The sequence below is a fragment of the Thalassospira sp. genome, from assembly GCF_048059015.1.
Lineage (GTDB): Bacteria > Pseudomonadota > Alphaproteobacteria > Rhodospirillales > Thalassospiraceae > Thalassospira.
This window is the reverse complement of the sequence record NZ_JBLLNT010000004.1, coordinates 276842-301880: the sequence shown is the minus strand read 5'-3', so window position 1 is coordinate 301880 and position 25039 is coordinate 276842. Positions and strand designations below refer to the sequence as shown.

At 55.5% G+C, this 25039-nt stretch carries 22 protein-coding genes; 6 read left to right on the top strand and 16 right to left on the bottom strand.

Annotated elements, in window-relative coordinates; genetic code table 11:
* Window positions 1–8 precede the first annotated feature (8 nt).
* From ACMZ66_RS07940 to ACMZ66_RS07905, 8 genes are read right to left on the bottom strand one after another with little or no spacing between them, the layout of a single operon-like run.
* Window positions 9–377, bottom strand: coding sequence for an MmcQ/YjbR family DNA-binding protein (locus ACMZ66_RS07940; RefSeq protein WP_416936122.1), 369 nt, complete (start codon window positions 375–377; stop codon window positions 9–11).
* Window positions 367–1554, bottom strand: coding sequence for a glycosyltransferase family 4 protein (locus ACMZ66_RS07935; RefSeq protein WP_416936120.1), 1188 nt, complete (start codon window positions 1552–1554; stop codon window positions 367–369). The genes ACMZ66_RS07940 and ACMZ66_RS07935 overlap by 11 nt, the downstream gene beginning before the upstream one ends.
* Window positions 1551–2252 (bottom strand): glycosyltransferase family 2 protein, encoded by a 702-nt coding sequence (locus tag ACMZ66_RS07930; RefSeq protein ID WP_416936118.1) that lies wholly within the window; start codon window positions 2250–2252, stop codon window positions 1551–1553. The genes ACMZ66_RS07935 and ACMZ66_RS07930 overlap by 4 nt, the downstream gene beginning before the upstream one ends.
* Window positions 2245–3756 (bottom strand): hypothetical protein, encoded by a 1512-nt coding sequence (locus ACMZ66_RS07925; protein WP_416936116.1) that lies wholly within the window; start codon window positions 3754–3756, stop codon window positions 2245–2247. The genes ACMZ66_RS07930 and ACMZ66_RS07925 overlap by 8 nt, the downstream gene beginning before the upstream one ends.
* Window positions 3741–4484: a hypothetical protein gene (locus tag ACMZ66_RS07920; protein ID WP_416936114.1), complete on the bottom strand. Its 744-nt coding sequence runs from the start codon at window positions 4482–4484 to the stop codon at window positions 3741–3743. The genes ACMZ66_RS07925 and ACMZ66_RS07920 overlap by 16 nt, the downstream gene beginning before the upstream one ends.
* On the bottom strand, window positions 4481–5623 hold the full coding sequence (locus ACMZ66_RS07915) for a hypothetical protein (RefSeq protein ID WP_416936112.1): 1143 nt from the start codon (window positions 5621–5623) through the stop codon (window positions 4481–4483). Before ACMZ66_RS07915 ends, ACMZ66_RS07920 begins: the two co-directional genes overlap by 4 nt.
* Window positions 5616–6827 carry a glycosyltransferase family 4 protein gene (locus ACMZ66_RS07910; RefSeq protein WP_416936110.1) on the bottom strand — a complete coding sequence of 404 codons (1212 nt, stop codon included), beginning with the start codon at window positions 6825–6827 and terminating at the stop codon, window positions 5616–5618. Before ACMZ66_RS07910 ends, ACMZ66_RS07915 begins: the two co-directional genes overlap by 8 nt.
* Window positions 6818–7978, bottom strand: coding sequence for a glycosyltransferase family 4 protein (locus ACMZ66_RS07905; RefSeq protein ID WP_416936108.1), 1161 nt, complete (start codon window positions 7976–7978; stop codon window positions 6818–6820). The genes ACMZ66_RS07910 and ACMZ66_RS07905 overlap by 10 nt, the downstream gene beginning before the upstream one ends.
* A 129-nt stretch (window positions 7979–8107) precedes the next feature.
* Here ACMZ66_RS07905 and ACMZ66_RS07900 point away from each other — a divergent pair, with 129 nt between their 5' ends.
* Both ACMZ66_RS07900 and ACMZ66_RS07895 read left to right on the top strand, forming a co-directional pair.
* Window positions 8108–9544: a WecB/TagA/CpsF family glycosyltransferase gene (locus ACMZ66_RS07900; RefSeq protein WP_416936106.1), complete on the top strand. Its 1437-nt coding sequence runs from the start codon at window positions 8108–8110 to the stop codon at window positions 9542–9544.
* Window positions 9541–11679 (top strand): GumC family protein, encoded by a 2139-nt coding sequence (locus ACMZ66_RS07895; protein WP_416936104.1) that lies wholly within the window; start codon window positions 9541–9543, stop codon window positions 11677–11679. Before ACMZ66_RS07900 ends, ACMZ66_RS07895 begins: the two co-directional genes overlap by 4 nt.
* 291 nt (window positions 11680–11970) lie before the next feature.
* Here ACMZ66_RS07895 and ACMZ66_RS07890 read toward each other — a convergent pair whose 3' ends face one another.
* Entirely contained in the window at window positions 11971–13275 is a 1305-nt protein-coding gene (locus ACMZ66_RS07890; protein WP_416936102.1) for an O-antigen ligase family protein, read from the bottom strand.
* Between the two features lie 113 nt (window positions 13276–13388).
* On the opposite strand from ACMZ66_RS07890, the gene ACMZ66_RS07885 reads away from it, so the two are divergent.
* The 3 genes from ACMZ66_RS07885 to hrpB all read left to right on the top strand — a co-directional run bounded on the left by ACMZ66_RS07885 (window position 13389) and on the right by hrpB (window position 18364).
* Window positions 13389–14459 carry an O-antigen ligase domain-containing protein gene (locus ACMZ66_RS07885; protein ID WP_416936100.1) on the top strand — a complete coding sequence of 357 codons (1071 nt, stop codon included), beginning with the start codon at window positions 13389–13391 and terminating at the stop codon, window positions 14457–14459.
* Window positions 14446–15783 (top strand): hypothetical protein, encoded by a 1338-nt coding sequence (locus ACMZ66_RS07880; RefSeq protein WP_416936098.1) that lies wholly within the window; start codon window positions 14446–14448, stop codon window positions 15781–15783. The genes ACMZ66_RS07885 and ACMZ66_RS07880 overlap by 14 nt, the downstream gene beginning before the upstream one ends.
* A gap of 73 nt (window positions 15784–15856) precedes the next feature.
* Complete coding sequence (hrpB, locus tag ACMZ66_RS07875) at window positions 15857–18364, top strand: ATP-dependent helicase HrpB (RefSeq protein WP_416936096.1); 2508 nt, start codon at window positions 15857–15859, stop codon at window positions 18362–18364.
* Window positions 18365–18367: 3 nt separating this feature from the next.
* On the opposite strand, the gene greB is transcribed toward hrpB, so the two are convergent.
* From greB to ACMZ66_RS07850, 5 genes are all read right to left on the bottom strand, one after another.
* Window positions 18368–18847: a transcription elongation factor GreB gene (gene greB / locus ACMZ66_RS07870; protein ID WP_416936094.1), complete on the bottom strand. Its 480-nt coding sequence runs from the start codon at window positions 18845–18847 to the stop codon at window positions 18368–18370.
* A gap of 102 nt (window positions 18848–18949) precedes the next feature.
* The gene (locus ACMZ66_RS07865) at window positions 18950–20212 is read right to left on the bottom strand and encodes an MFS transporter (RefSeq protein ID WP_416936092.1); all 1263 of its coding nucleotides are present in this window, start codon (window positions 20210–20212) and stop codon (window positions 18950–18952) included.
* A gap of 90 nt (window positions 20213–20302) precedes the next feature.
* Window positions 20303–21250, bottom strand: coding sequence for a LysR family transcriptional regulator (locus tag ACMZ66_RS07860; RefSeq protein ID WP_416936090.1), 948 nt, complete (start codon window positions 21248–21250; stop codon window positions 20303–20305).
* 93 nt (window positions 21251–21343) lie between these two features.
* Complete coding sequence (locus ACMZ66_RS07855; RefSeq protein WP_416936088.1) at window positions 21344–22519, bottom strand: DUF3095 domain-containing protein; 1176 nt, start codon at window positions 22517–22519, stop codon at window positions 21344–21346.
* Between the two features lie 70 nt (window positions 22520–22589).
* The gene (locus ACMZ66_RS07850) at window positions 22590–22808 is read right to left on the bottom strand and encodes a SlyX family protein (protein ID WP_416936086.1); all 219 of its coding nucleotides are present in this window, start codon (window positions 22806–22808) and stop codon (window positions 22590–22592) included.
* 353 nt (window positions 22809–23161) lie between these two features.
* Between ACMZ66_RS07850 and ACMZ66_RS07845 the strand changes: the two genes are divergently transcribed.
* Window positions 23162–23698 (top strand): SAM-dependent methyltransferase, encoded by a 537-nt coding sequence (locus tag ACMZ66_RS07845; protein ID WP_416936084.1) that lies wholly within the window; start codon window positions 23162–23164, stop codon window positions 23696–23698.
* A 15-nt stretch (window positions 23699–23713) separates the two neighbouring features.
* On the opposite strand, the gene ACMZ66_RS07840 is transcribed toward ACMZ66_RS07845, so the two are convergent.
* Entirely contained in the window at window positions 23714–23947 is a 234-nt protein-coding gene (locus ACMZ66_RS07840) for a GDCCVxC domain-containing (seleno)protein (protein WP_416936082.1), read from the bottom strand.
* Window positions 23934–24926, bottom strand: coding sequence for an NAD(P)-dependent oxidoreductase (locus tag ACMZ66_RS07835; protein WP_416936080.1), 993 nt, complete (start codon window positions 24924–24926; stop codon window positions 23934–23936). Before ACMZ66_RS07835 ends, ACMZ66_RS07840 begins: the two co-directional genes overlap by 14 nt.
* Window positions 24927–25039: the final 113 nt, after the last annotated feature.

The window sequence follows — 25039 nt, the reverse complement described above, 5'->3', positions numbered from 1 at the left end:
GACCACATCTATTCGTCCTGATAAAGATTAAGCTCGCGCTGCAATTTCTTCGTCAAACCCTTGGCTACAATGCGGTGCGAGCTTTTTAAATGATCCTTCAGGTCCGCATCGCTTAGACCCGGCTTGTCATAATGCTGGATCCATTTCATGCCGCGTGACGCCAGATAAGGTGCGGGGCGCAATCCCGGCTGTTCTTTCAGGACTTCATAGCCGATTTCGGACGTCTTGAAGCTGATCCCCAGCGTGTCATCCTTGGTCCAGCCGCCAATTGCAAATACTTTGCCAGCCACCTTCCAGACATCCGCACCACCCCATTGCACCACTTGGCTGGTGTGGGGAAGGGTTCCGCAAAAGGCATTAAATTCATCACGATCCATTGGGGCGGTCTCCTGATTTTATCTGGGTGGTGGGCGCGCGTTTCATGTCGCTGGAAAGTGATTGTGACCTGTTTTGCACATCACTTCCAATGACTTCGCTCATTAAAGATGTGATTTGGACGGTAAACCGATCCTGATTGAAATGCGCTTTACACAACTCATAGGCGGCATTTCGCATGCGTGATGTTTCGTCTGGATACTCGATAGCACGGATGATGGTCTCTGCCAGCGCAGTCGGGTTTTGCGGGGGACACAGGAACCCGGTTTGCCCTTCGCGAACGAACTCGGGCAAGGTAGCGATATCACTGGTGATCACCGGCACGCCAGCTGCCATGGCTTCGAGTACGACAAGCGGCTGTGCTTCGTTGGCATAGTGGCTGGGGAAGACAAACAGATCAGCATTGGAAAACGCATTCGCTTTGCCCTTGCCTTCAACTGATCCGATGTAAATCGCAGTATCCATGATGCCATAGTGCTCCAGCAAATCGCGTAACTGTCGCGCGCTTATGTCGCCTTCCGCACCTGCAATTGTCAGCTCAAAGTTGATGCCGCGTTCGCGAAGGATTTGACAGGCTGCGATCAGTGTTTCGATGCCCTTAGCGCGAAACAGGTTAGAAAGCCATAGGAGTTTGAGCGGCTTAGACGGATGCCAGTCACCTCTCGCCGGATCAGTGATGGCGTTAGGCTCAAGGCAGTTGGATATGATAGTGGCGTGGCAAGCCAGACCAGCAATCTCCGATCTCAAGTTTTCGCCCAACTGGATCACGGATTGGTTGGCGAAGACGGTTTTCTGGAATGCGAGTGCAAGTCTGCTTTGACGCATGGCGGGCAAGCCACGCCCATGCAGATGGAGAACAGCAGGCACTCGGAACATCTTGGCAATCAGAACATAAAGGCAGTCGCGGATATAAGCGCCGCCGGTCGGGGCAAAGCAGATGTAAAGCGCCTTCGCACGGGGCAAAGCACCAACAAGTCTCAGCAATAACCACAATGCGCGCGTTAGCTTGCGAAGCGATGGTCTATCAAGGTCGCTGAGGTCGCGGGTGAAGTTCATCTCAAGGACGAGCACATCAAACTGTCTTGCGAGTGCCTCAATTGCATGCTGGTTCATGCGCGCGGCGCCATGCATTGGTGGCGGCAGTTGAACCATTGCGACGATTTTCGGTTGGCGCTTCATGATGAGCTGCCTCGCACAGTGCCTTCACGGTGTTTTGCGACAACACTTTGCAATGTCTGTTGATAGATGCTGTCTGGAACTTGCGCGAAATGCCGGGTGGCGGGTGTCAGGTTTCGCTCGATTAATGCGGCCTGCAGTCGCCATATTGATGAGCCACAACGAAGGGCTGCACGCAGATAGAATTCCAGATCAATGCAGCAGGCAAGGTCCGTGTCATAGCCGCCTGCACATTCCCAAATTGCACGATGCATTGCCAAAGATGAGTGATGAAGCGGGTTACTGCGCAACAGGCGGCCAGATGCAAAGCGTTGTACTCCGCAAAAACTTGGCATCCAGCGGTCTGACATCGCTCTAGCAAACAGCAGGGCAACTGGGTGTTTGGCGAGGAAAGCGATTTGTTTGTCGAGGCGGTTGGGTAGCGAGAGATCATCAATATCCTGAATGGCGATCAGATCGGTTTCGCTGTTTTCGATCGCAAGATTGAGTGCTGCCCCGCGACCGACTTTGCCCGGATGGAGTAGTTGGATTTGATCGCGCTTTGGCAATTCAGAAGGCAGTGACACAGGCAATGCTGAGCCATCATCAACGATAACAGCCCGATCATCCGTCCCTAATATCGTCTGCAAATTGGCAAAATAGCGATCAAGGAACATCTCGCCGTCGCGTACAGTGGTGATGATGGTTATGGGATCACGCATCGGCATTCTCCCACAATATCTTCAGGGTCGCGTTCACGCTTGCTGGAGCGGTAATTCGGTTGGCCGGGCCTGCCGCACTGAAACTGCCATTGGGCTCAAGCTTTAGCTCCGCATCAGCGCTGAACGTGACGCCAAGATCACTTGCTGAGATCGTGTTTGCCGACGTTTGAACAAGTTTGATGCGCCCATCAATGAGGATGCGGAAGAGATCTGCTTTCTGGTCCTCGGGATGCTTCCAGCGATCCTGAATTGTGATTTCCGATGGATTGCAGGTGATGGTTCGAATGCCGTTGGCACCGCCGAGTTTAAAGTCGATTTGCGCTTGGTTCTGGGAGAGTTTGCGCATTCGGAAGATACGCGAAAACTCGGTATTGCCGATCGCCGGAAGCGGGACCGAAGCTGCGTCATACAGACTTTGATGATCCTGTTCTCCACCTGTCGGAGGCAGCAGGATTTGTGCGCTTTCAGCCTGCCCTGACATCACTACAGGTGCAGGCGAAAAATCGAAGACCTCCCGGCCTCTGCAGGCCATCTGTGTTTGATAAAATGGAGTGGAAACGACAAGAAGCCGTTTGTTGTCACATGCCTGCGGCGTTGCCGGATTATCTCGTTTTGTATCGGGTAGTTCGGCTGTTCTGCACAACCAGTATCCGGCGAATGCGAGATAGTCGTCATGACGGTTGTAGCTATACCAGCCGGGTGTTTCGGGATTTGCAGGGCCGGGTTCATCTGGCAGCGGATTTGGTGCAAGAAGATTGAGGGGCATTTCGCCTGCTTGCAGAAACGCATCTTCAAGCCGAAACAGGATCGCTTCAGCTTGTTGTGTGTAGCCATGTTTTTGGAGCGCGAACAGAGTACATACCACGCCAAAGCTTTGACCTGCGCCGCGGCCAAGGAGATTCGAATAGCCGTGAGTACCGGACAACTCAGCGAGTAATTTGGTCGCCATCTTCCCAAGTCTCCACTGGGATGGGGCATTGCTGTCTGAAAAAAGTGCCGCGCAGAAAGCGTGATACTGCGATGAGAAGCAGTTTGGACGATCCAGGAAAAGAGGGGAGCGCCAGTAACGGGCGCGGATCAGCATATCATGCGCAAAGTTTATGGCGCGTGTACCGGCTGTGCCGCAACGCATCTGCCGATTGATCAGGCCAAGCACCTGCCAATTGGCTACATCCGGTGATTGCTTTGGGGCAGTACACAGGACTTGCCGAAGCTTCTCTTCATTCATGCCCGGTGTGCTGAGCAGGGCGTATTCGATGAATTCGCGGTGATAGCGTTTGCCTTGTGCCTCAGACGTCAGGGCCGTCCACGCACGCCTGATGTTCTTTGCGTATTTCGCAGGATCAATTCTGGTCCAGAGATTAATAGCGAAGGCTTTGGCGTAAAACTCGGGCAGTTTGAAATTGCCATCCGGCGTCTGACGCGCCGCGAGATTATCCGCGATTAGCTGTGCCAATCGTGCGCAGCGTTCCTTGATGCTCTGATCGGTTATCGGAAGTGACATGTCACCTCCATCGACAGCGACTGTCCGCTTTTCAGGATGTTTAATGGAACTGCCTGAATTTCCGGGCAGCTGCGTCCGAGCCGTTCGCGCAAACGCCAAAGAAGTTTTTGAGTTGGCTTGCATTTCCAGAGTAGACGAGCGATTGCATTCGGGGCGGACGCGGTGAAAAGGCGATTTGCCCAGCGCAGCCAGACATGATCAACCGGATCAATTGGCAGCATCCGAGCATGAATGATCCAATGATCATCGCGATCCCGCAGGTAAAGGTAGGGTTCGAAACGGCCTGTACCATCCGGCTTTCTAAGATGGACCGTAACAACGTGGCCGCCCTTGGAGACGAGCTTGGCGTGATCGGTCTTATGCAAGCGGTACTTGTCGCTATTGGTGTGGGGGATGGTCTGATCGGCGATGATACCGTGCTTGATATTGGACTTGTCAAACACCGTGCGGATCACGGCGTCCTGTAACGCGATGTCGTCAAGGGCAGTGAAGGCAGCCTTGATCGTTAGGGTGCTTGCGGAGGTTTGCGCAGTCTTCAGCTCTATCTTCAGTCGGCCACTTGCCAAGTGCCAAACACCGTCCTTGAAAAACGCCTTGCGCGATGTATCCGTCAGCGTGACGAAGGAGTTCCTGTCCGAGCATTCAATACCCCATGCGCCAAAATGGATGTCACCAAAGTGACCATCCATAAGGCGATCATGCGCGATTTTTGCCTTCAGCTCCGTCATGTGCGGATCCGCCGTAGACGGATATGTCGTTGCCAGGCCAAGAGTACGAAAAGGATGGCTGCCAAACGCAGTTGAACGAGAATGATGACCTCTGACGCGTTGCTTGGGTCGGGCAAGACGAACGCGGTGCCGACCATGGCAAGCAAACAGAACCAGCCGAGCCACTTGGCATTGGCGTTTTCCTGCAGGATCAGGATTTGACGCGAGATGATTGCCATCAGGACGGGCCAAAGCGCACCGGTTTGGATCAGTTCGATCAGTTGCGGGTTTGGATCGGCATAGATCAGATGGGCGACGAAGCCCGGGCCCAGCAACAACATGCCAGAAACTGCCGCCATCGGTGCCATGAGCCATATATCGCGAGCGGCGCCAACCACGCGTTTGGCAAACAAGGTCGCGGTGATGGCTGCGATCAGGCCTGCGCAAAACAGAAAGATGCGTTGGGCCAGGAAAACAGTGTCATCGCCTGTGTTCAGCAGCACGAAATCGAGGTTGGGCAGGAAGCCTGCGAGGAGGGTGAAGCCGATCAAGCCCGTATTGGAATGCTGTAGTTCATAGCTTTTGACTGTGACGGGATTATTGGAGCGGTAGGCGAGGAGAGCACCAAGCATCAAGCTTGCGGTAGAGATCGCCGGGGCGATGGCAAACAGCGCGATTGAAGCCTTTGTCAACGTAACCCAAGCAGCGACGATAATGCCTGCCATCTGGCCGCAAACAGCAATGAGGCTAAGCTTTGAGAATTCGGTTCTAGCCGCAATGATCCAATCCGGTGCCAATGCAGCAGCCAAAGGCAACAAAAGTAACGGCCAGTAGAGCCCGATTGGATGATCCCTCATGCTGATCATGGCAACGGTTGCCGCCAAAGCTATGGCCAATCGGATTGCTATTACGACAAGGGCGCTGCGCATTTGATTGGCTTGGGCGAGGCGGATGAGTAACGGGCCCGACCCGGCCTGGGTTGCCGTTACCGCAAGTCCAATGGTTGCGAGAAGCGCAAAATATGTCCCGAGTATCTGATCTGCAAATGCATGGCCGATCAGGATCAGGATGATCATGCCGCCAAACCGGGAGATCAGGTTTGCTGAAACCATCCAGAGCGGATAAAGCGATGGGATGATGGCGTGAAAAACCCTATCCATGACGCGACATCACGATGTCATAGGCCGCATCAACCCGTGCTCCATAACCGGTTCGCAGCTCGTCGCGGATTTGGTCGCGTGCCATCTGGCCAAGGTTGCGCCGCATGGTTGGATTGTTAATCAGGGTCGAGACAGCCGTTGCAAGCGTCACTGGATCGCGCGGTGGGATAAGAAGGCCGCTGATGTGGTTCTTGATCGGGCTTCCTGCGTCAAAGGTTGTGACAATGGCACATCCGGCTGCCATGGCCTCCATCACAGCAAGGCTGCTGCCCTCTGACAGGCTCGGGAATGCAAAGATGTCAGCGCCCAGCATTAGATCAGCAACCTCTTGCGCGGAGCGCGGGCCCAGCCAATTGCAGCCATCCGGCAAGTCCGACAGCAGGTTTTGGGCGCAGGGTTTTGCCGATCCGACAAGTGTGAGCTCAATGCGTTGTTTGAATTGATTGCGAAGGTCCGTCCAAGCACTCAGCAGATGGGCCGTTCCCTTGGCCAGCGACAGATTTCCGACATAAAGCACGCGAATGACGGTATCGGCTCGCTCTGGCCGTCGGCGATCCAGAAGATTCTTGCAACGTGGAGAGGTGAAAGGAACGAGGAGGATTTTGCTTGGGCTGATGCCGCATCGTTGCAGGCCCTCTGCGACTGCATCAGACGGAGCAAAGACGGCATCGGCGAAGTGGGCTTCTGCGGTACGACGTTTGGCGAGATAGTTTGATATCTCGCGGTAGGTTCGGTTGTGGGCAGCGTATTCGGCACCCAACTGCTGTTGGCGGATTTCTGCGAGCTGCCCTGTCACGTCCGATATCGTGATCATTCCGTTGGCCTTGGCGCGACGCATGGCTGGAAGGCTGTAATTGCCCTGACCGTGCAAAATATCTGCCTTGGGCAGGTTACGTGCGGCAAGAAGGGACAGCGGGATATCGGAATAGAGGTTGGGGGCCGGCAGGTTTAGTGTCCGGGCAACCTTTCCCATCAGATCCGGAAACAGATGACGACCGGGAATGTTCATCAGGGAAGGATCGGTTTTGCGTGATGGTGGGCGAATGAGCCCATTACCATCATGTCGCCAGAAGCTATCCCAGTGTACCAATCGATTTTGGGCGGTAAGGTGCGTCGCCAAAATCGATGCCTGATCAACGCGACTGATCATCCAGACTTTTGGGCCAAAACTCAGCTGCTTCGAGACTGGTGTGATCAGCTCCATCGCCGCACCCGTGTTGTTTCGTAGGATGCCTGTTGCAGGGCTTCCCAGAGGGTTCGGGCTTGATGGTTTGCTGTGTTGTTCTTGATGTTGTTGGCTTGGGATTGCTGAGTTCGTTGCCACAAAATTTGGTTTCTCAGTAGCGCTTGAGAAGCGGTAACCCAATCCTCAAAGCTGCTGATATCGATGATTTCGGAGCGGTCCAACACATCTGGCGCACAGCCGACCAGCGGGCTCGCGAGCGCAACTGTGCCACATGCGATGGCTTCGATCACGCCAACGCCATAAGCGTCATTGCGGCTTGGAAACAGGCAGAGTTTACTGTTGGAGAGAAACTCTGGGACTTCGATCGGGGAGAGCTGTGGGTGGAGATCTGCTGCATCGCTGAGCCCGGATGCCGAGAGATCAGATTGAGCCTGTTCGAGATCCGTGCAGCCGATGATGGCGATCCGTTTGATGGTTCCGCGTTTCTTGAGGTCTGCTGCGATCTTGAGGAAAATACCGAGCCCTTTTGCTTTGGTTGTGCGGCCGCACCAAGTCAAATCATAGGCTCGGTCTGCGAAACTCTTCAGAACTCGTGGCGGTGGAAACGAGGTCGGGATCGGAGCTACCGAAATATCGGTCTCGGTGGCGCCGAATTGCTGAAACCATTCTTTCCCGCGCGAACTTGCGGCGACAAATCCATCTGCCTTCGCGATCATTTGATGTCGGATATATTTGCGGACGGTATTGGCATATGTCTGGTCCGAGCCGATCCAGCCATCAAATTGCAGGATGGTGGGAATGTTGCGGATATGTGCGCAGCGGGCCGCTTGCCATTGGGCGATGCCAAATCCGTTCAGGATCAGGGCATCTGGCGTCGCTCGGTGGAGCGCGTTCTTGGTGCCTATCGGGATTGAGAAGGTGCGATTTTCGCCGAGCGGAAGAACCAAGCCATCAAGTGTTTGATGGGTAAAGTCACCCGATGTCTTGGCCCAGTTTCGTTGCGGTTCTGTGCGATTGGTACAAATGACAGTTAGCCTGCCGCCGACCTTGTAAGCCAAGCCATGCAAGGCGTTATAGGCATCAAGCCGGTAGGGTGGCACAAGGTTGGTCAGCACTGTCACCTGCACGGCATCAATCACCTTGGGATGCTGTTGTTGTCGATAACTCAATCATAAGTTACCATCAGCATCAACGACTAAAGCTATACTTGTCCATCGGCATAAGTATCAGCGGACAAACAATAAAATAGTTTGGGTGGGACTGCCGGGCGTTCAGATTGGGGCTGACAGGGGCGGTGAATGCGACAAGGGAAACTGGCAAGTAACGGGCCGTTTTTCGGTCTGAAACTTGATCTCAGACGGCGCGAACAACTATGTGCCGATATCTGTGCACATCTGGCGGAGCCCGATGCGACGGCGGCATCCAATTGTTTCCGACAGCATTCGTTAAGTGCGGTCAAGCTGCCACACGCGCATAGCAATCCAGAACTTTTCAATGCCCTGGCAAAGGGTGAGTGCCTTTCGGCGGATGGTATGGGCATTGTTTGGGCAGCACGGTTTCTGGGCATATCCATTCCGGAACGTGTGACGGGCATTGATCTCATGATCGATTTGCTGACGCGTTTTAGTGCGGATCAAACCCGTGTCTTTCTGCTTGGTGCCAAACCAGATGTTTTGGAGAAGCTGCAAGCAAAGCTGCTGAGGACTTATCCGGGGCTTGTGATTGCGGGCGCGCATCATGGTTATGAACCTGATGATGCCAAGCTTACCGAAATTGTCCGTCAATCACATGCCGATGCCTTGTTTGTCGCCTTGCCATCCCCCCGCAAAGAGTTGTTTGTTGATCGGTTCGCGCCGCAATCAGGGTGCCGGTTCGCCATGGGGGTTGGCGGAGCGTTTGATGTACTGGCAGGCGATATCCAGCGTGCGCCGAAGATTTGGCAACAGGCGGGGCTGGAGTTCCTGTGGCGGATTTGTTGTCAGCCGCGTTACATGTTGCCGCGCTATGCGAGTGGTCTGTTTGCCTTTGCCCAGTTGGTGCTCCCCGAAATTGGTCGGCTTCATTTTGGTCGGATGCGATCGGCTGTGCAGAAGGCCGCGATTGCCGGGGCAGTTGGGCTTGTTCTGATGTTTGGCATTGATGGGCGCGCGGCGAGTTTTACCACACCCGACTTTGATCTCGCTGATCAAGAAGCGGCACTAGAATGGTTGGCAACCAACATTTCTGCGGTTTCAAATCCGCAAGATCTCCGCCAACTGATAAATGCCATCACTGAAAGGATGTGGGCGCAAGGCGTGCTTATCTCTGATCAAAGCATCCGGGAAATGCTTGATCTATTTCAGGCCCTTCTGGCGAAGGCCGGGGCAAACAGCTTTCTGATTGAAACGGTGTTTGGTGGGGTGCTTGCCAATTTAAGTGCAATGCATCCTCTGCCAGAGCAGTTTTCTGCCGTTGTTCTGCGAAATGCTTCTGGGATCGCCAGCCGTTTGGTCGTTGCAAGACATGTCGATCTAATCAGTTTTGCGGGTAGCAGGCCGTTTGTTGGCTCAGCGCCAGAGCGTCAAGCGAATCACTCGGTTCCTCTAAAGGCGACTGAGAGGGAACGGCGCGGGTTTGGTCGGTTCACGCAGCTTGACGAAGGAGTTGTCGGTGGACCGACGATCACATCCCGGACCTACACCGAGTACGAGGATCTGAGCGATGTGCCCGAGCTTGAGGATGCGAGCCCGAGATGATGGAAACGCGCGTGCAAACCGCAAACCGAGCCGCCCAAACGTCTGATCGATTTGATCCGAGCTTGCGCGATCTGGTTTTGATTATGTGGCAGCGTCGTGGTGTCGCGTGCCTTGTGTTTGTCGCCGTGCTGACCGTGATGCTCGGTTTGATTTCAAACTGGAAACAAGATTACCGCGCGGTGGCCGAGATCGGATTGATTGAGGCGGCTCCATTTTCCGAGCGGGCAATGTCGGGCGGTCTGGAAAACCCACGCACCGGGTTCACGGCGCAACAGATCGAAACCGTGATTGCCGAAATCCGTGGGCAGGAGACGCTGGCAACCGCACTTTCAGTTTTGCGCGGTGAAGATGTGACATTGGTGATGGCGCCTCAAAATGGCGGCATTCTTGCGCACATCATGTCCCAAGTCATGAACCCCGCAAACCGCCAGTCTCTGCAATCTGATGAAATGGCGATGCTCAATCGCCTGCGGGGGGCGATTGATGCCGAGCGGATCGGCAATGCGGCAGCGGTTGAATTGGGATTTACCGCCAATGACCCCGTTGTCGCGCACAAGGCATTGGCAGCGATCACGGAAAGCTATGTCTGGCAGCGTGAAGATCGGCAAAAGCAAACCGTTCGAACCGAACTTTCTGAAGCCAGCCGTCAGTTTGAGGAAGCAAAATTCGAACTTGCCAAACTCGAAACCGATTTGGCCCTTTGGCAACAACAAGCAGGTGTGCTTGATGAAGGCGAAGGCAAGCTGATGCTGGGTCGGATTTATGCGCTGGATGAGCAGGCAGAGGCGCTTTCGCAGGAAGTCACCGGGTTTAGGGTGGCGGCCGAGTTGCGATCGAACGCGCATGATCTGGATACGCTTCTGACGATTTCCGATGTCGCGAGCCACCCGGTTATCCGGCAGCTTTCGCTTCAATTTGATCGCAAGAAGCAGGAATTGATCGCCCTTGATCAACGCTATGGCCCCAAGCACCCGATCATGCAGGGCAAGGTTCAGGAGCTTGAAGATACCAGATCAGAATTAAGCTTTGCGGTCGATAACGTGGTTGATCAGCTGGCTTTGGAACTTGCAAGTGCCGAGGAAAAACTCCGTCTGATCACCGGCCAACGCGATCAATGGCAAAGCCGATTGGCGTCGCGAAACGCCCGTTTGCAAGGACAAGTAGCCTTGCTTCGGTCTGTGGCGCTGGCGCGTGATGGCGTGCAGGAACTGGGTCAGCGCGTGCAGTCCTTGCGCCGTGACATGGCAGGTTTTCGCGGTGATGTAGAAATCCTGCGGGCTCCGACCAGGCCAAATATTGCGGAGTTTCCAAACAAGCGCGATCTCGCGATGCTTGCAGTGATGATTGCCCTTTTGGCGGCAATCAGTGCGGTGCTGCTGCGTCATTACTTTGATCAAACCATTCATGATGATTTTGATGCCGAAAGCCGGCTTGGCATCCCGCTTTATGCCCGTATTCCCGATGATCGCGGCGCGGATAAAGTGCTAGATGAGGCGTTTGGTCATCTGGCGGTTTTAATGCGCATTCTCGGGCAAAAATCTGAAGCAGCCGCCCCCAAGAAGGGGCAAGTGATTGCGGTTGGTTCTGCCTCGACCGGGGATGGTAAAACCCATATCGCGCGGGCCCTGGCGGCAAAGCTTTCCGCACTTGGGGCAAACGTCATTCTGCTTGATGCCGACCTGCACGATCCCGCCGGATTTGGCGAGCAGGGGGCGCATGGTGATCTGACCACTCTTTTGGCTGGTGATTGCGCGCTTGATCAGGCGATCTGTGTGGTCGATGGCCAGCATTATCTTGGTGCCCGAATGGCCATGCCGGGGCAGATCTCAACTGGTTTGATTGAAAGCAAGCTTGAAGGGATCGTTGCCGCGCTTCGTACGCGCTTTGATCATATCATCATTGATACGCCGCCGGTTTTGGCCGTTGCCGACGGGGTTTTGGCGGCGCGGTTGGCAGATGTGACCTTGTTTGCTGCGCGCTGTGGTCATAGCAATCGCCGCGATATCACCCATGCGCTTGATCAGTTGCGCACCGCTGGCGTTGTGCCCGATGGCGTGGTGCTCAATAGTGCCCGACCGCGCTTGGCGTATGGGAAGGCAACCAGCACGCAGACTGCGACGGAGCAAGGGCGATGAGGGTGCTTGTTCTGGCAATTGCTGTTGTGGCGCTCGGAACTGGCATCGGGCAACTGGCTTATGAAGGTTCAGCGTTGCGCCATGTGCGTGACGTCGAAAGGGCGATTGCCAACGGGGATGGGTTGCGGGCGGAGCCAAATCGCCAAGAGCTTTCAGACAAACTCAAATCGCATGATCCTGCGCAAATGGCCGAGGTCGTGGATCAGCGCTTGAGCGATACGCCGTTTGATCCGTTTCTGTTATCGGTCAAGGCGCATGCGGCGTTTCTGAGTGGGGCGGATAATTTGCCGATCAGCGCGAAGCTGTTTGATCTGGCACGGGCGATTGCGCCATCGGATCGGCGGGTTGATGCATTGCGAGCGTCCTGGCAGGCGCGGCTTCACGGCATGCCATTATTGCAATCGCAATCGGCAGAATGAGGGCAGGCATTGACATGACCCAGCCGATGAGGGACCCGATCATGGCCATGCTGACTAAGGCCAGCACGAATGCGCGAATGGTTCCGTTTGGGGCACATATGACGGCATTGGTTGCCATTAAGCCAAGGGCAGTCAAAACGGTCAGAGTTGCTGGAATGCCAAACATGATTGCGGCGTCCAGAAGCAGGTTGTGGCTGCTAAACCAATGGGCGTTGGTATTCAGTCCGGCGGTGGCGAAATGACCCATCACGAGCGCCACGCTATCAAAGCCAAAACCGGTTATGGGGCGATCCTGAATTGCCAGGATCGCGGTATGCCAGGCATCATCGCGCTGGATCAAATCAGAGCGCGCCAATTCGATAAATCGCGTGCTCAGTTCGGGGGAGGTAATGTCGATCAAAATGATCAGGGCGAGGATCCCAAAACCGACAAACAGCGCTCGTTTTCCGATCACTTTGAAGGTCGTCTGCGGCGTATTCAGGGTCAGAAATATCAAAGTACCAATCAGGGTAAGGGCCACTGCACTACGCGAGTGGCTTTCAAGCAATGCGACGGCGAAAATGAGCGCCAAGGCCAACAGGCCACCGGATTGATCAAGTCTTCGTCCAATGCCTTGCGCCTTGTTTTGGGCAAAAAGATACAAACCGCCCAAAAGGCCAAAGCCGAGAAAGATGCCAAACGCATTGCGGTTGGCAAAGCTTCCGGTCCAGTCATCAAGGTGAGCCGATTTGCCAAACCAGAACGTTGTTTGCCAATCCATTGTGCTGGCAAGGGCGGCAAGCCCGACCTGAAGTGCGCTGCTGGCGATTACTACCTTGATGGCACCATTCAGCAGTGTTTGGGACCGGCCCTGCGCCAAGAGACTGCTCAACGTGATTGTGGCGATCAACCAGATCAGGTTTGCCGCCAACCCCATCCAGGCATTTGGATACAGGGCAATTTGCGTGGCGTTGAACGGGTAATCCTGCATGGGCCAAATCGGCAGGGATTGCAGAAGGCTCCAGCCCAACATGACCACGGCAACGCCCCAAATCCGGATCAGATAGCGTGGGATGGAAATCTGCTTGCGGGTTATGCAAACAGCAAGAATGCCCAGACCGCTCATGATCGACAGAATGGCGATTGCCCATGGGCGAGCTCCGCCCAAGAGAAGCGGGGCCAGAACGATTTGGGCCATCAGACAAAAATGCGCCAGCCGAAGCATCAAGCGTTGCCAATCTGCTTTGATTACAAGGTCTTCAGCCTAGCTGAGTTTTATGTGCCTGTCCTGGCTCAATCTGTGGGTGTGGTATGAACCAGATGGCAGGTGTTCAACAGCAGTCGACTTCGGGGCGCTCGATAGTGCCGCTGTGGCTTCTGGTGATTGGCAATGCGGTGATGGTGATTTCGCTCTGGCTTTTGTCGGCGGGCGGCATGGTATCGAAGATCGTGCTGTTGGTGTTTTGGGCTTCGATCCTGCTTGGGTTTGGGCGCGGTTTTCGGCTCTCGGCAATGGTTGTCTTAGGCACGTTGGTGCTACTGGCATTCTTGGGGCTGATCGGCATCGGAACGGGCGATGGGTTGGAAAGGCTTCGACTGATTGGCAATGTAATGATGTTACCAGTCGGCATCCTCGTCGGGGCTTTGATCGGGCGAGATGCAGTACGGATCATGGTGCCCGCGTTAGTGTTGTATCTGCTCGCGACCAGTTCGTTCTACCCCACCCATGAAGGGGCGCGGTTGAACCAGCCGTTTCTGTTTTTGGGGCTTTTTGCCTTGGCATCGGTTTTTGAACCGCGTTGGCGCGGGGTGTTGGCGGTGATTTCCGGTGGTGCCGTATTGCTGAGCCAAACGCGGATCGCGGTTCTGGCGATGACCCTTAATCTTCTTGGGCTGTTGCGGTTTTCGCGTGCGATCACATGGATGGTTGGCTTGGCGGTTATTGGCGTTGTCGGATGGTTGGCCGCCGAGAAGCTGCCGCGGCTTCTATTGACCCATGACAGTGGGCGATTGGTCTTCTGGCGCGAATTTGCCGACATCTGGCTGGCGGCCCCGGCCTCACGGCAGTGGCTTGGTTTTGGTGCCGGGTCGGTTGAGGCGATCTTGTCTGGCTACACATCATTCACATCCTTTGGGGCGCTTCATAACGATCATTTCCGGATTTTGTTTGAGACCGGGAGCAGTGGGGCTTTGCTATGGACGGCCGGGTGGAGTGTGATGCTGTGGCACGTGCGTGCGAGCCGTTTGGCGATCTGTATCTTACTTTCGGTCATGGTGACGATGGTGACGGATAATACGCTGAATTATGGTCATTATCTGATCTGTGCCGGGATGGCGGCTGGTGTCGCGATAAGGCAAGGCGGTTACCATGAACCAGCATGATCTGAAGGCTATCCGGGATCGGGTACTGGCGCGCATGGCACGGGATCACTATGCCGGGGCTGATCCGTTTGATGGGCTGGAAAGCCCGTTGTTTCAGGCAAGTGGCTTGGGGCGGTTTCGGTTCGCACGGCTTTGCTGGCTTCAAGCCGTTAAGCGCGGGCCACGTGTTTTGCGATTACTTGCAATGATCCCGCCGTCCGTAAATCCGAAGACGTTGGCGCTTCTGAACGGTGCCGCAGGTGGGGTGAAGTTTCGGGACTTTCGCGACCAGCTTTTAACGCTGCAAAATCCGGTCGGGGGATGGGGATATCCGTTTGAGTGGCAAGCGCGGGCTTTCCACGCCAAGCGGAGGCAGAGCAATGCGATTGTCACGAGCTTTGTGCTTGATGCGCTGATCACCGATGGCCTGGGGCGCGAACATCCTGCCTTGATCCAAGCTGCGGATTTCATTGAAAACCGGCTTTGGCGGGATGGCTATTTTGCCTATTTCGATCATGACAGTGCGGAAATTCATAATGCCAGTTTGTGGGCGGCTTTTGCGCTTAATCGTGTTCGGCCGGGGCATTCGAAATCAGAATTGGCTGTACGTCGGGTGATTGCAGCACAGCGCACGGATGGCAGTTGGGCTTATGGCACGCGTCATCACCACGGTTTTATCGACGGGTTTCACACGGGCTACATTCTTGATCTGTTGGATCGGTTTCGGAATACGGGGATGACGGGTTTGGGGGATGCCATAACCCGCGGCTGGGCATTTTATCGGGCGCAGTGCTTTGATGATCAGGGCATTCCGCGCAGTTTTGCAGGCAAAGGTGGCTATCTTGATGCCCATGCGGTGGCGCAAGCCATGGCGGGCCTTTGCCGGTTTGGTGATGTTGATGGTGCCGTGTATGTCGCGAACTGGGCGTGCAAGAACCTCTTTGATCCGTCGCGTGATGTGTTCTTTGCCGGAACTGGCCGGTTTGGGAAAGACCAGCAAAATTATATGCGCTGGACGCAGGCCTGGATGGTCTGGGGGCTTTCAATCGTGATAGAAAAGATGTCGATGAAACATAGTAACCAAATCACGTTTGATCCCAAATCCCCACTTACCTTTGCCCATCCTGATCCGGATCGGGTGGCAAAGGAGGATGCCCTGCGCGCGTTGGATGAAGATAGCTTTCGGGGGCTTTATGCCGTCACGCGTGCCGCCGCGACACAGGCCAAGGCATCGGGCGAAATGGAAGTGCTGTATGGCCTGACGCGTGGGATGAAAACCCTGCAACGGATGGCTGGGGATCGCGGTATCTTATTGGCAGCCCGGCCGTTGGTCGCACCGCGTTAACGCGGGCAGGGCTTGCCCAAACGCCTGATTTGCGAAATAACCCAAAGCCTGACCTGCAAATCGAAAGACCCCGATGTCAAACATCTTCCCCGCCCTTCCCATTGATGCCGTCTTGCCGGAATTGGTTTCCGCGCTCGAGGCTGGCACCAATGCGGTGCTGCAAGCGCCACCGGGGGCGGGTAAGACGACCAAGGTGCCGTTGGCGTTGCTTGATTGCGCGTGGCGTGGAGATCAGAAGATCATCATGCTTGAGCCCCGCCGATTGGCGGCGCGCGCCAGTGCACGGCGCATGGCGCAGTTGTTGGGCGAGGCGGTTGGCGGGCGTGTCGGTTATCGCGTGCGGTTCGATAACAAGGTTTCCAAGGATACAAAGATCGAGGTCGTGACCGAGGGTATTCTGGTTCGCATGATCCAGGATGACCCGGAGCTGACCGGTATTGCCGCCATCCTGTTTGATGAATTTCATGAACGATCACTTGATGCCGATCTAGGCCTTGCCCTGGCGCTTGAAACCCAAGGGGCGCTGCGTGATGATTTGCGCATTGTTGTCATGTCGGCCACCCTTGATGGTGATCCGATTGCGCGTCTGATGGGCGGTTGCCCGGTGATCACGTCAGAAGGCCGCGCCTATCCGGTTGAAACCAAATACATCCCGCCCAAGCCCGATAAATGGGGCAATGTCCGCATCGATGCGGAAATGACGGCGGCGATCAAAGCAGCCCTTCGGGAAGAAAGCGGATCGATCCTGGCCTTCCTGCCCGGACAAGGCGAAATCACCCGGGTTGAGGCAGCACTTAAAGGTACGGTCGGCGCCGATACCATCATCGCCCCGCTTTATGGCGCGATGGAAAGCAAGGCGCAGGATATCGCGATCCAGCCGACCCCGGCGGGCAAGCGCAAGGTCGTGCTGGCAACCGCGATTGCTGAAACCTCGCTTACCATTGATGGCATCCGGGTGGTGGTTGATAGTGGCCTTCAACGCCTGCCGCGGTTTGATCCGGCATCGGGCATGACGCGGCTTGTTACGGTCAAATCTTCGCAAGCCAGTGCCGAACAACGCCGTGGCCGTGCCGGGCGATTGGAGCCGGGCATTTGTTATCGCCTGTGGCCGGAAAACGAACAGCGCGCCCGTGCGCCCTTTACCGCCCCCGAAATTGCCGAGGCCGATCTGGCCCCGCTAACCTTGGAGCTGGCGCGCTGGGGTGTGACGGACCCCAAAAGCCTGCCGTGGCTTGATGTGCCCGAAACCGCCAAGATTGATCAGGCACGCGATGTCTTGCGCACGCTTGAGGCAATTGATGGCGATAACCGCATTACGCCGATGGGAACGGCGATGGCCGGATTGCCGGTTCATCCGCGCTTGGCGCATATGATGTTGCGTGGCGCGGGGTTGGGATTGGAGCAATCAGCCTGTGCCTTGGCAGCGTTGCTTTCGGACCGCGATTTCTTGCGCGGGCGCGGGGCGGATTTACGCCTGCGCGTCGATGCGATTAAACAGGGTCGTTCACCGAAAATGATAGCTGAGGCGGCCAAACAACTTTCCCGCCACCTGACGCAAGCGTCCAAGCAATCTGGCCTGGCAAAACCAACAGAAGCCCGCGTTGATCGTGCCGATGAAGTGGGTCTTCTGCTGGCCTTTGCGTATCCCGACCGGATTGGCGAGCGGCGTAAAGGGGGCGATGCACGCTATCGCCTGTCGGGCGGGCGCGGGGGCGTTTTGCCCAATGAGGACAGCTTGGCGCGTGAAGCTTATATCGCTGTGGCGGAGCTCGACGGGCAGGCGCGCGAGGCCAAGATTTATCTTGCCGCACCGGTCGCGCGTGCAACCCTTGAAACCCATTTCGCCGATCAGATATCCGAAGGCACGGAGGTCTTTTGGGATAGCCAAAGCGACGCGGTGCAGGCCCGCTGGCAACGCCGGATTGGTGCGCTTGTGCTTGATGAAAAAGCCACGCATGACGAAGCCGATCCCGATGCAATCTCGGCCGCCATGATCGAAGGCATTCGTAAACTTGGCCTGCATTGTTTGGGCTGGGACAAGGCATCAGAGGGGCTTCGCGAACGGCTGGCGTTCTTGCATCGGGTTGAAGGTGATGCTTGGCCTGATATGTCTGATGATGGCTTGGTGGGATCGCTTGAAGACTGGATCGCGCCGTATTTGACCGGAGTCACCAAGCGCGGACAGCTCAAACAAATCAATCTGTCCGAAGCATTACTTGCCGTGATTGACTGGAACCAGCGACAGGAATTGGACCGTCTGGCACCAACCCATTGGCAAGTCCCGACCGGGTCCAATATCCGCATTGATTATAGCGGCGATATTCCGGCCCTTCCGGTGCGTATGCAGGAAATGTTTGGCGCGACTGAAACGCCAAAGGTTGCAAATGGCAAGGTTGCCGTGACGCTTCATTTGCTGTCACCCGCCCAACGCCCCATTCAGGTTACAAGCGATCTTATCGGGTTCTGGAACGGGTCATATGCCCAGGTAAAAGCCGAGATGAAGGGACGCTATCCCAAACATTACTGGCCCGATGATCCGCTTCAGGCGGAACCGACGCGGCGGGTCAAAAGCCGGATGTAGGGCTTAGCCCGGATAGCTGATTTCAAGAACTTCGAGTTCGTCTTCGCCGGACGGTGTTCGTACCGTCACCACATCGCCGACACCTGATTTCATCAACGCGCGGGCAACCGGGGAAATCCAGCTGATTTTGCCATTAAGGCTGTCGGCCTCGTCCTCGCCAACGATGCGGATGGTTTTTTCTTCATCGCGTGCGTTGACATAGGTGACCGTAGCACCAAAAAAGATATGGGCGTGATCAGGCTGTTCGTCCGAACGGACAACGACCGCATCTTCGATCCGCTTGCGCAGATATCGTACGCGACGGTCAATTTCGCGCAGGCGCTTTTTGCCATAGATGTAATCCCCGTTTTCCGAACGGTCGCCATTGCCCGCGGCCCAATGCACCACGGCAACGACTTCGGGCCGTTCCTTTTTCCAAAGGTGGTCGAGTTCGGATCTAAGGGTCTCTAACCCTTCGGGGGTCATGTAAATCGGTCTGTCCATGGCCTGCGTTTTAACCCAACTTGACACTTGCGCAAAGGCCATAAAAAAGCAGCGATCAACCGGTGCTGATCGCTGCTTTTAAGAAGGTGTTTTCGGAAATGCTTAGGCCTTGGCAGCCACGCGCAATTCCCGATCATCAATTGGCATATGTACGACTGCGGCAAAGACACCAAGCGCGACAGACGCCCACCAGACCGCGTCAAAATTGCCGGTCAGGTCATAGACAATGCCGCCCATCCATGCGCCAAAGAACGCGCCGATCTGATGGGACAGCATCACAATGCCAAACAGGGTGGCCATGTAACGCGGGCCGAATACCTGTGCGATCAGGCCACTGGTCAGCGGCACGGTCGACAGCCACAGTGCGCCCATCGATGCCGAAAACAGCAAGATGGTTTCAGACGTTTTGGGCGAGAAGATAAAGATCACGATGACAAGCGCGCGCATGCCGTAAATAAACGACAGGCCATATTTCTTGCGCCATTTGCCACCGGCCCAACCCGCCGTCAGGGTGCCGATAATGTTAAAAGCACCGATCAATGCCAGACCTTCGGCCGCGACCGAACGCGGCAAACCGCAAAGCTCGGTAAAGGTCGGAAGGTGGGTGGCAATCACGGCGATATGGAAGCCACAGACAAAGAAGCCCGCCGTCAAAAGCAGGAAGCCACGATGATTGCGTGCTTCATGGAATGCCGCCATCAGGCTTTGCGGACCAAGATCGGGGCTTGCCGACGGGCTATTGCCTTCTGCCTTGCCGGTCATGGCAAAGGCCGCCGGGATGATCAGCATCGAAATACCCGCCAGGATCACAAGGGCAGCAACATAACCAAGCGAGCTGTTCATTGCCTGGGTAGTCGGGGCCATCACCAACTGGCCAACCGATCCGCCAGCCGATGCCAGACCAAGGGCGAAGCTTCGTTTTTGTGCGCTAAACACACGGCTGATCGCGGCCAGAACAACCGGGAAGCTGGTGGCACCAACGCCGGTCCCGATCAGGAAGCCTGCGGTCAGATGCAATTCGCCCGGTGACTGGGACGTGCCCATCATATAAAGGCCAAGACCATAAAGAACCGCACCGCCAATAAGGGTGCGGGTCGTGCCATAACGATCGGCAAGCGCACCGGCGATCGGGGCGGAAATACCCCACATCAGGTTTTGAATGGCAAAGGCCAGACCAAAGGTGGCCGCAGTCCAGCCGGTGTCATTGAGCATGTCGGGAATGAAAAGGCCAAGCGACTGGCGCACCCCAAGGTTCAGCGACAGGACAAGACAGCCCGAAAGCAGAACCAGCCAAGGGAACCATTTGGTGGCCCGCATAAGGGCCATGCGCCCGGGGCTGTGAAGCGGGCTTTGAGTGGGGCTCATAGATGTTCCTCCGAGAGGGATTGTTTGCGGCCGAGGCCAATTTGGTGGCGATCATGAACGCAGTGGTGGCATGCGTCCAATTCATTCGGATTATGAGGCTGATAACATTTGTGCATGGTCAAGATTTGATGCCGCCCCTGCACGAACGACAATTTCACCAACCTTGTCAATAATGTCGTTGAGATCCGCACTTGATGTCCGGCGGATCAGGGTGATGGCCATGCCCCAATTCATGCCGGGAATGTCAAGAATACGGATGCGGTCATGGGCCGGGCTGTGCATGCAAAACCGTCGGGCCATGATGCCGTATCCGGCCCCGGCGGCGACCATTTCGATCTGCAGTTCAAGGGCGGATACCTCAAGCACGGAATTAAACTCAACCCCGTTTTTGCGTGCCCATGCATTGCCAAGCGCACGGAAGGTGCAACCTTCTGGCATCAGGATCATCGGATATTTGGCAAGTTCGGCGATGCTGGTTGGATGATGGCGGCCGGATTTCGGGCCGATGGCAACGATCTGATCATCAAGCAATGTTTGTGGCTGCAAGCTTGCCGGAAGATCGCGGGTTTGAATGCCGCCAACAATGCCATTCGGGCCATCAAGCGACAGCATGGCATCAATTTCGCCACGTCGGAGAAGCGGCAGGAGTTCAGCTGACCAGCCACTACGGATCGTAAGCGACATATCGGGGAAGGCTTCATGAAGCGCGCGGAGTTCCGATGCGGCCATAAGCGGCGCTGCGCCGTGGCTAAGCCCCAGTCGAAATGGCCCTTCGCGCTTGGTGTTGCCGGTGATCGCATCGCTAAAACCATCAAGGCGGCGCAAAAGATCACGCGCCTCTGTCAGGGCGCGGTGGCCTGCCAATGTCGGTTGCAACGGTTTGGTCGCGCGATCAAACAGGGATGCGCCAATGCGGTCTTCCAGACGCTGAATACGTCGTGTGACAGCGGGTTGCGTCAGGCCAAGTCGATTGGCAGCGCTGTGAAAGGATTGCTCGTCCGCAACGGCAATCAGCGCTTCAAGTTCGCGGCTGTCCATGTGGGTCTTCCCGATCAGAAAAGGATCGGGTCATTTTCCGGCAAATTGCCCTGTCATGCAATAAATCTATCAATGCAAGATCATTGATGCATTTTACGCATGTGCCGGTGTGGGCGTATTGGCCAACTGTTTTTTCATCTTGGCCTTATAGACCGATGCCGCTGCGGTATAGCCACCTTCGCCACCATCAAGGAAATGGAAATGGGCATCATTGGTGATCGACGGCACGATGCAGGTCATGATCGCTGTGCGCTGAAGGTGCGTGCCAAAATGAATGTCGCCGCGATTTTCCGCCGCACGCAGGTAATCATCAATTTCAGCCCCGCGTTGGGCACTGCAATTGATCGTCATCCAAAGGCCATCGCCGAATTTGCGAAAATCGGTGTTATAGCCGGTGTAATCGCGATAGCGCTTTGGATCAAAATCGCCGAGCTTCCAGCCGGTTTTCATCAGGATTAGCGCGATCAAGGAGATGTAAAACGCCTTTAGCCAGGCCTTGATATAGCCGCCTTCCTTATGTTCGGTCGCGCGTGCTTCAAGCTTGAGCCCGGGCGGGGGAAAGGCAAAATCGGGACCTTCAGCCGGCACGGGGCTGCTTTTGCGTGGACCGTCATCAAGGATTTCAAGCAATCCGGCGACAACCGCGTCAAACTTTGCCCGGTCATCATCGGGTTGAACAATGATCGACATGATCTGATCATCGCCATCAGCCTTGATTGGTGACCAGCGGCATGAAAGACCGGTCAAATCCGGTCGGGTTCCGGGGGCAGCAGGTTCAATCACACCAACGCCTTCACGCATCCGATCTTCGGCCCATTTAAGGCCACGGCCATTAAACATGGCGTAAGACACCGGATGGGAGACGGCATAGCGTGCCACGCGCACGGTGCGGCCACTTGCCTGAATATCGGCAATCTTTGTCAACCCGACCCGCAGTTCCAGATCAAGGGTTTCGCGCGCCCACGTCGCGGTCGCAGCCATGGCTTCGCGGACTTCATCGATGTGATCGGGCGGGCAGGCGAAGCTTGCGCCATCTCCGCCAAAGATAAAGGGATAATCGGAATGACCAAGGGCGTTGCTAACCGCGCAAATGACCGATGCGCCAACCATATTGACGTCCTTATATCGACCCGCGGCAACCGCCTTGGTCGAACCAACGATGTCTGACGTACCGACCCACCAATCGTCTGGTAAGGGGTGATAGACATCGCCATCAAGGACCTGTGCGAAATCGTCGAAAACGGGGATATCGAGATACAGATTGGTCACGTCATTTTCGCTTTTTTCTGGCGAGCCGCGTTTGGCTTGGTGGGCATCCCTTGGGCAAAGCCCTTTGGGATCAATAGTGCGGCGGTGGAGCGTCGTCTTCTGGTGATGTACGGAGAAAATCGATCATCCGTTTAATATCATCAGACATTAATTTATTGCGCCGTTCCAGAACATCAATCCGATCCCATTGGGATTTGATCATGTCAGACAGATCGCTCATCACGGTTTCCATGTGGGCGAGCTGAATTTCGAGCTCGGTGATGCGGTTTTCGTTTTCGTCTTGGCTCATGTCTTCTAACTTTTGAACTTAGGGTCCAAACTCATTCAAATGACCGTTCCGGTCTCTCGAATTTGTGCGGATATGAGAAGCAAAATCGCAGGAAGATATGCATCTTTCAAGATTTTGCGACAAAGTAGCCCGTACAAATTCGAGTGATCCGAAGGACAACTGATATGAGAGAAAGCCTCTGCGTCAAATCCCTTGATTGGGGATCACCCCAATATGCGGGCTTTTCCTTGCTTTTTCTCTCATATCAGTTGCCGGATCTATCATTTGAATGAGTTTGGACCCTAGGTAACTTGCAGCACACGTAGCCTTGTGGCACGAGTGGTTGGTCGGACCCTATCATATATCAAAGGCCCATGACCGATTTATCCGTACTTGTTCTGGTGGTGATTATTTTGGGTCTGATTGCGGTTTATGCAATCAGACTAAAGGCCGTGCCAATGCCAACCTTGAGCAAGGCGGCGGCTGAAATCATCGCCTATATACCCGCTGATACCAAGGCCGTCACGGATTTTGGATCGGGCTGGGGCGACCTTGTGATTGCCATTGCGCGTGCACGTCCCGATGTGTCGGTGACCGGGATCGAGCTTTCACCTGTGCCCTATGCGATCAGCCGCATGCGTGCTGTTTTGGCAGCCAAGCCGAACCTGACACTGATCCGGGCGGATTTTCGCAAACTTGATCGTGATCCGGGTGATGTCGTGGTGTGCTTTATCGATCCGCGCGTGATGGGCGATGTTGGTGATGTGCTGTCCCAACGCATGAGGGATGGTGGTGTGGTGATATCACGCGGCTTTGCCATTCCGGGTTGGCAGGCCTTTGGCGAAGTGCCGATGAAAGCGGGGCCGGATCGGCTTTATCTGTATCGGATGGGCAGTCACAAGCCGGGCTAGAATTTTGTTCGGGCGCTAGCCACAGCAGCCATTCTTCCCGTCGATCTGAACCGGCGGGCAGGGGACGGTGCCGTATGAGCAATAAACGCAGCAGTCACCGGGAAGCGGACGCAAAACCGCCCCGCATCCCTTGCAATCATAGAAATACTGACACGCATCTGTTGGCATGGTTTCGGTTTCGACATGCCCGCATTCAGGGCATGTCAGAACCGAGGTAAGCTCAGGCTTTTGGGTGTCAGTCTTCTTCATAAACCTTGATCAGGGCTGAGTGATCGAGATCGCCATCGCCCATGGCAATGACTTCGTCGTAAAGTTCCATGGCAAGGCGTGAGAAGGGTAGTTCAAGGCCCAGTTCCCCTTCGGAGAATTCAAGCGCCTGATAAAGGTCCTTTCGCTGGGTCACGACCTTGCCGCCCGGCTCGAAATTGCGTTCGATCATGCGTTCGCCGTGTTTCTGCAAAATGGCAAAATCTGCAAAGCCACCGGTCAGGGCCGAGCGCAGCTTGGCAAGATCAACACCGGCTTCATCGGCCATGGAAAAGGCTTCGGCAACCGCACCAATCGTGATGCCAACAATCATCTGGTTGGCAGCCTTGGCAATCTGGCCGGAACTGACATCACCGACATGGGTGACACGTGCGCCCAGAACATCAAATACGCGCCGTGCACGTTCGAAATCCTCCTTGTCCGCACCGACCATGATCGAAAGGGTGCCGTTTTCAGCTCCGTGGGTGCCGCCCGAAACCGGTGCATCAATCCAGCTGCCACCGGCTTCCTCGACCGCATCGGCAAAGCGGCGCGTGGCGTCGACCGCGGTGGTGCCCATATCGACAACAATGGTGCCTTCTTCCATGCCATCAATGATGCCGTCTTCGCCCAGAAGGACGTTTTCAAGGGCGACCGTATTGGCAACGCAGATGATGACGATGTCGGCTTCAGCCGCCGCATCAGCCGGGGTGCCGGCCGTTGCAATGCCCAGATCCTCGAATGCGTTTAGCGTTTCGGGATTGCGCGTGTTGACCGTCAGGATCGCGCCCGCCTTTTCAAGGTTCAGCGCCATCGGACGCCCCATCAGTCCAAGTCCGATAAAGGCGATATTTTCCCCGGATAGTGCGGTCATGACAGCAGTCCCTTTTTGGCGATGGTCAACAACAGGTTGATCGAAACATCCATGCGCGCAAGCCCAACTGGCCTGCGGACACGCAATTTGTCGGCTAGGCCATAGCACATTGTGACGGTCAGGGAAGCTGCGATTTCAAAATGATGTCGCGCTTGGCTGGTCACGATGCATATCAGACGGCCATGCCTGATCCGGGAATGCTGAAAAAACGGGTTGGCCTG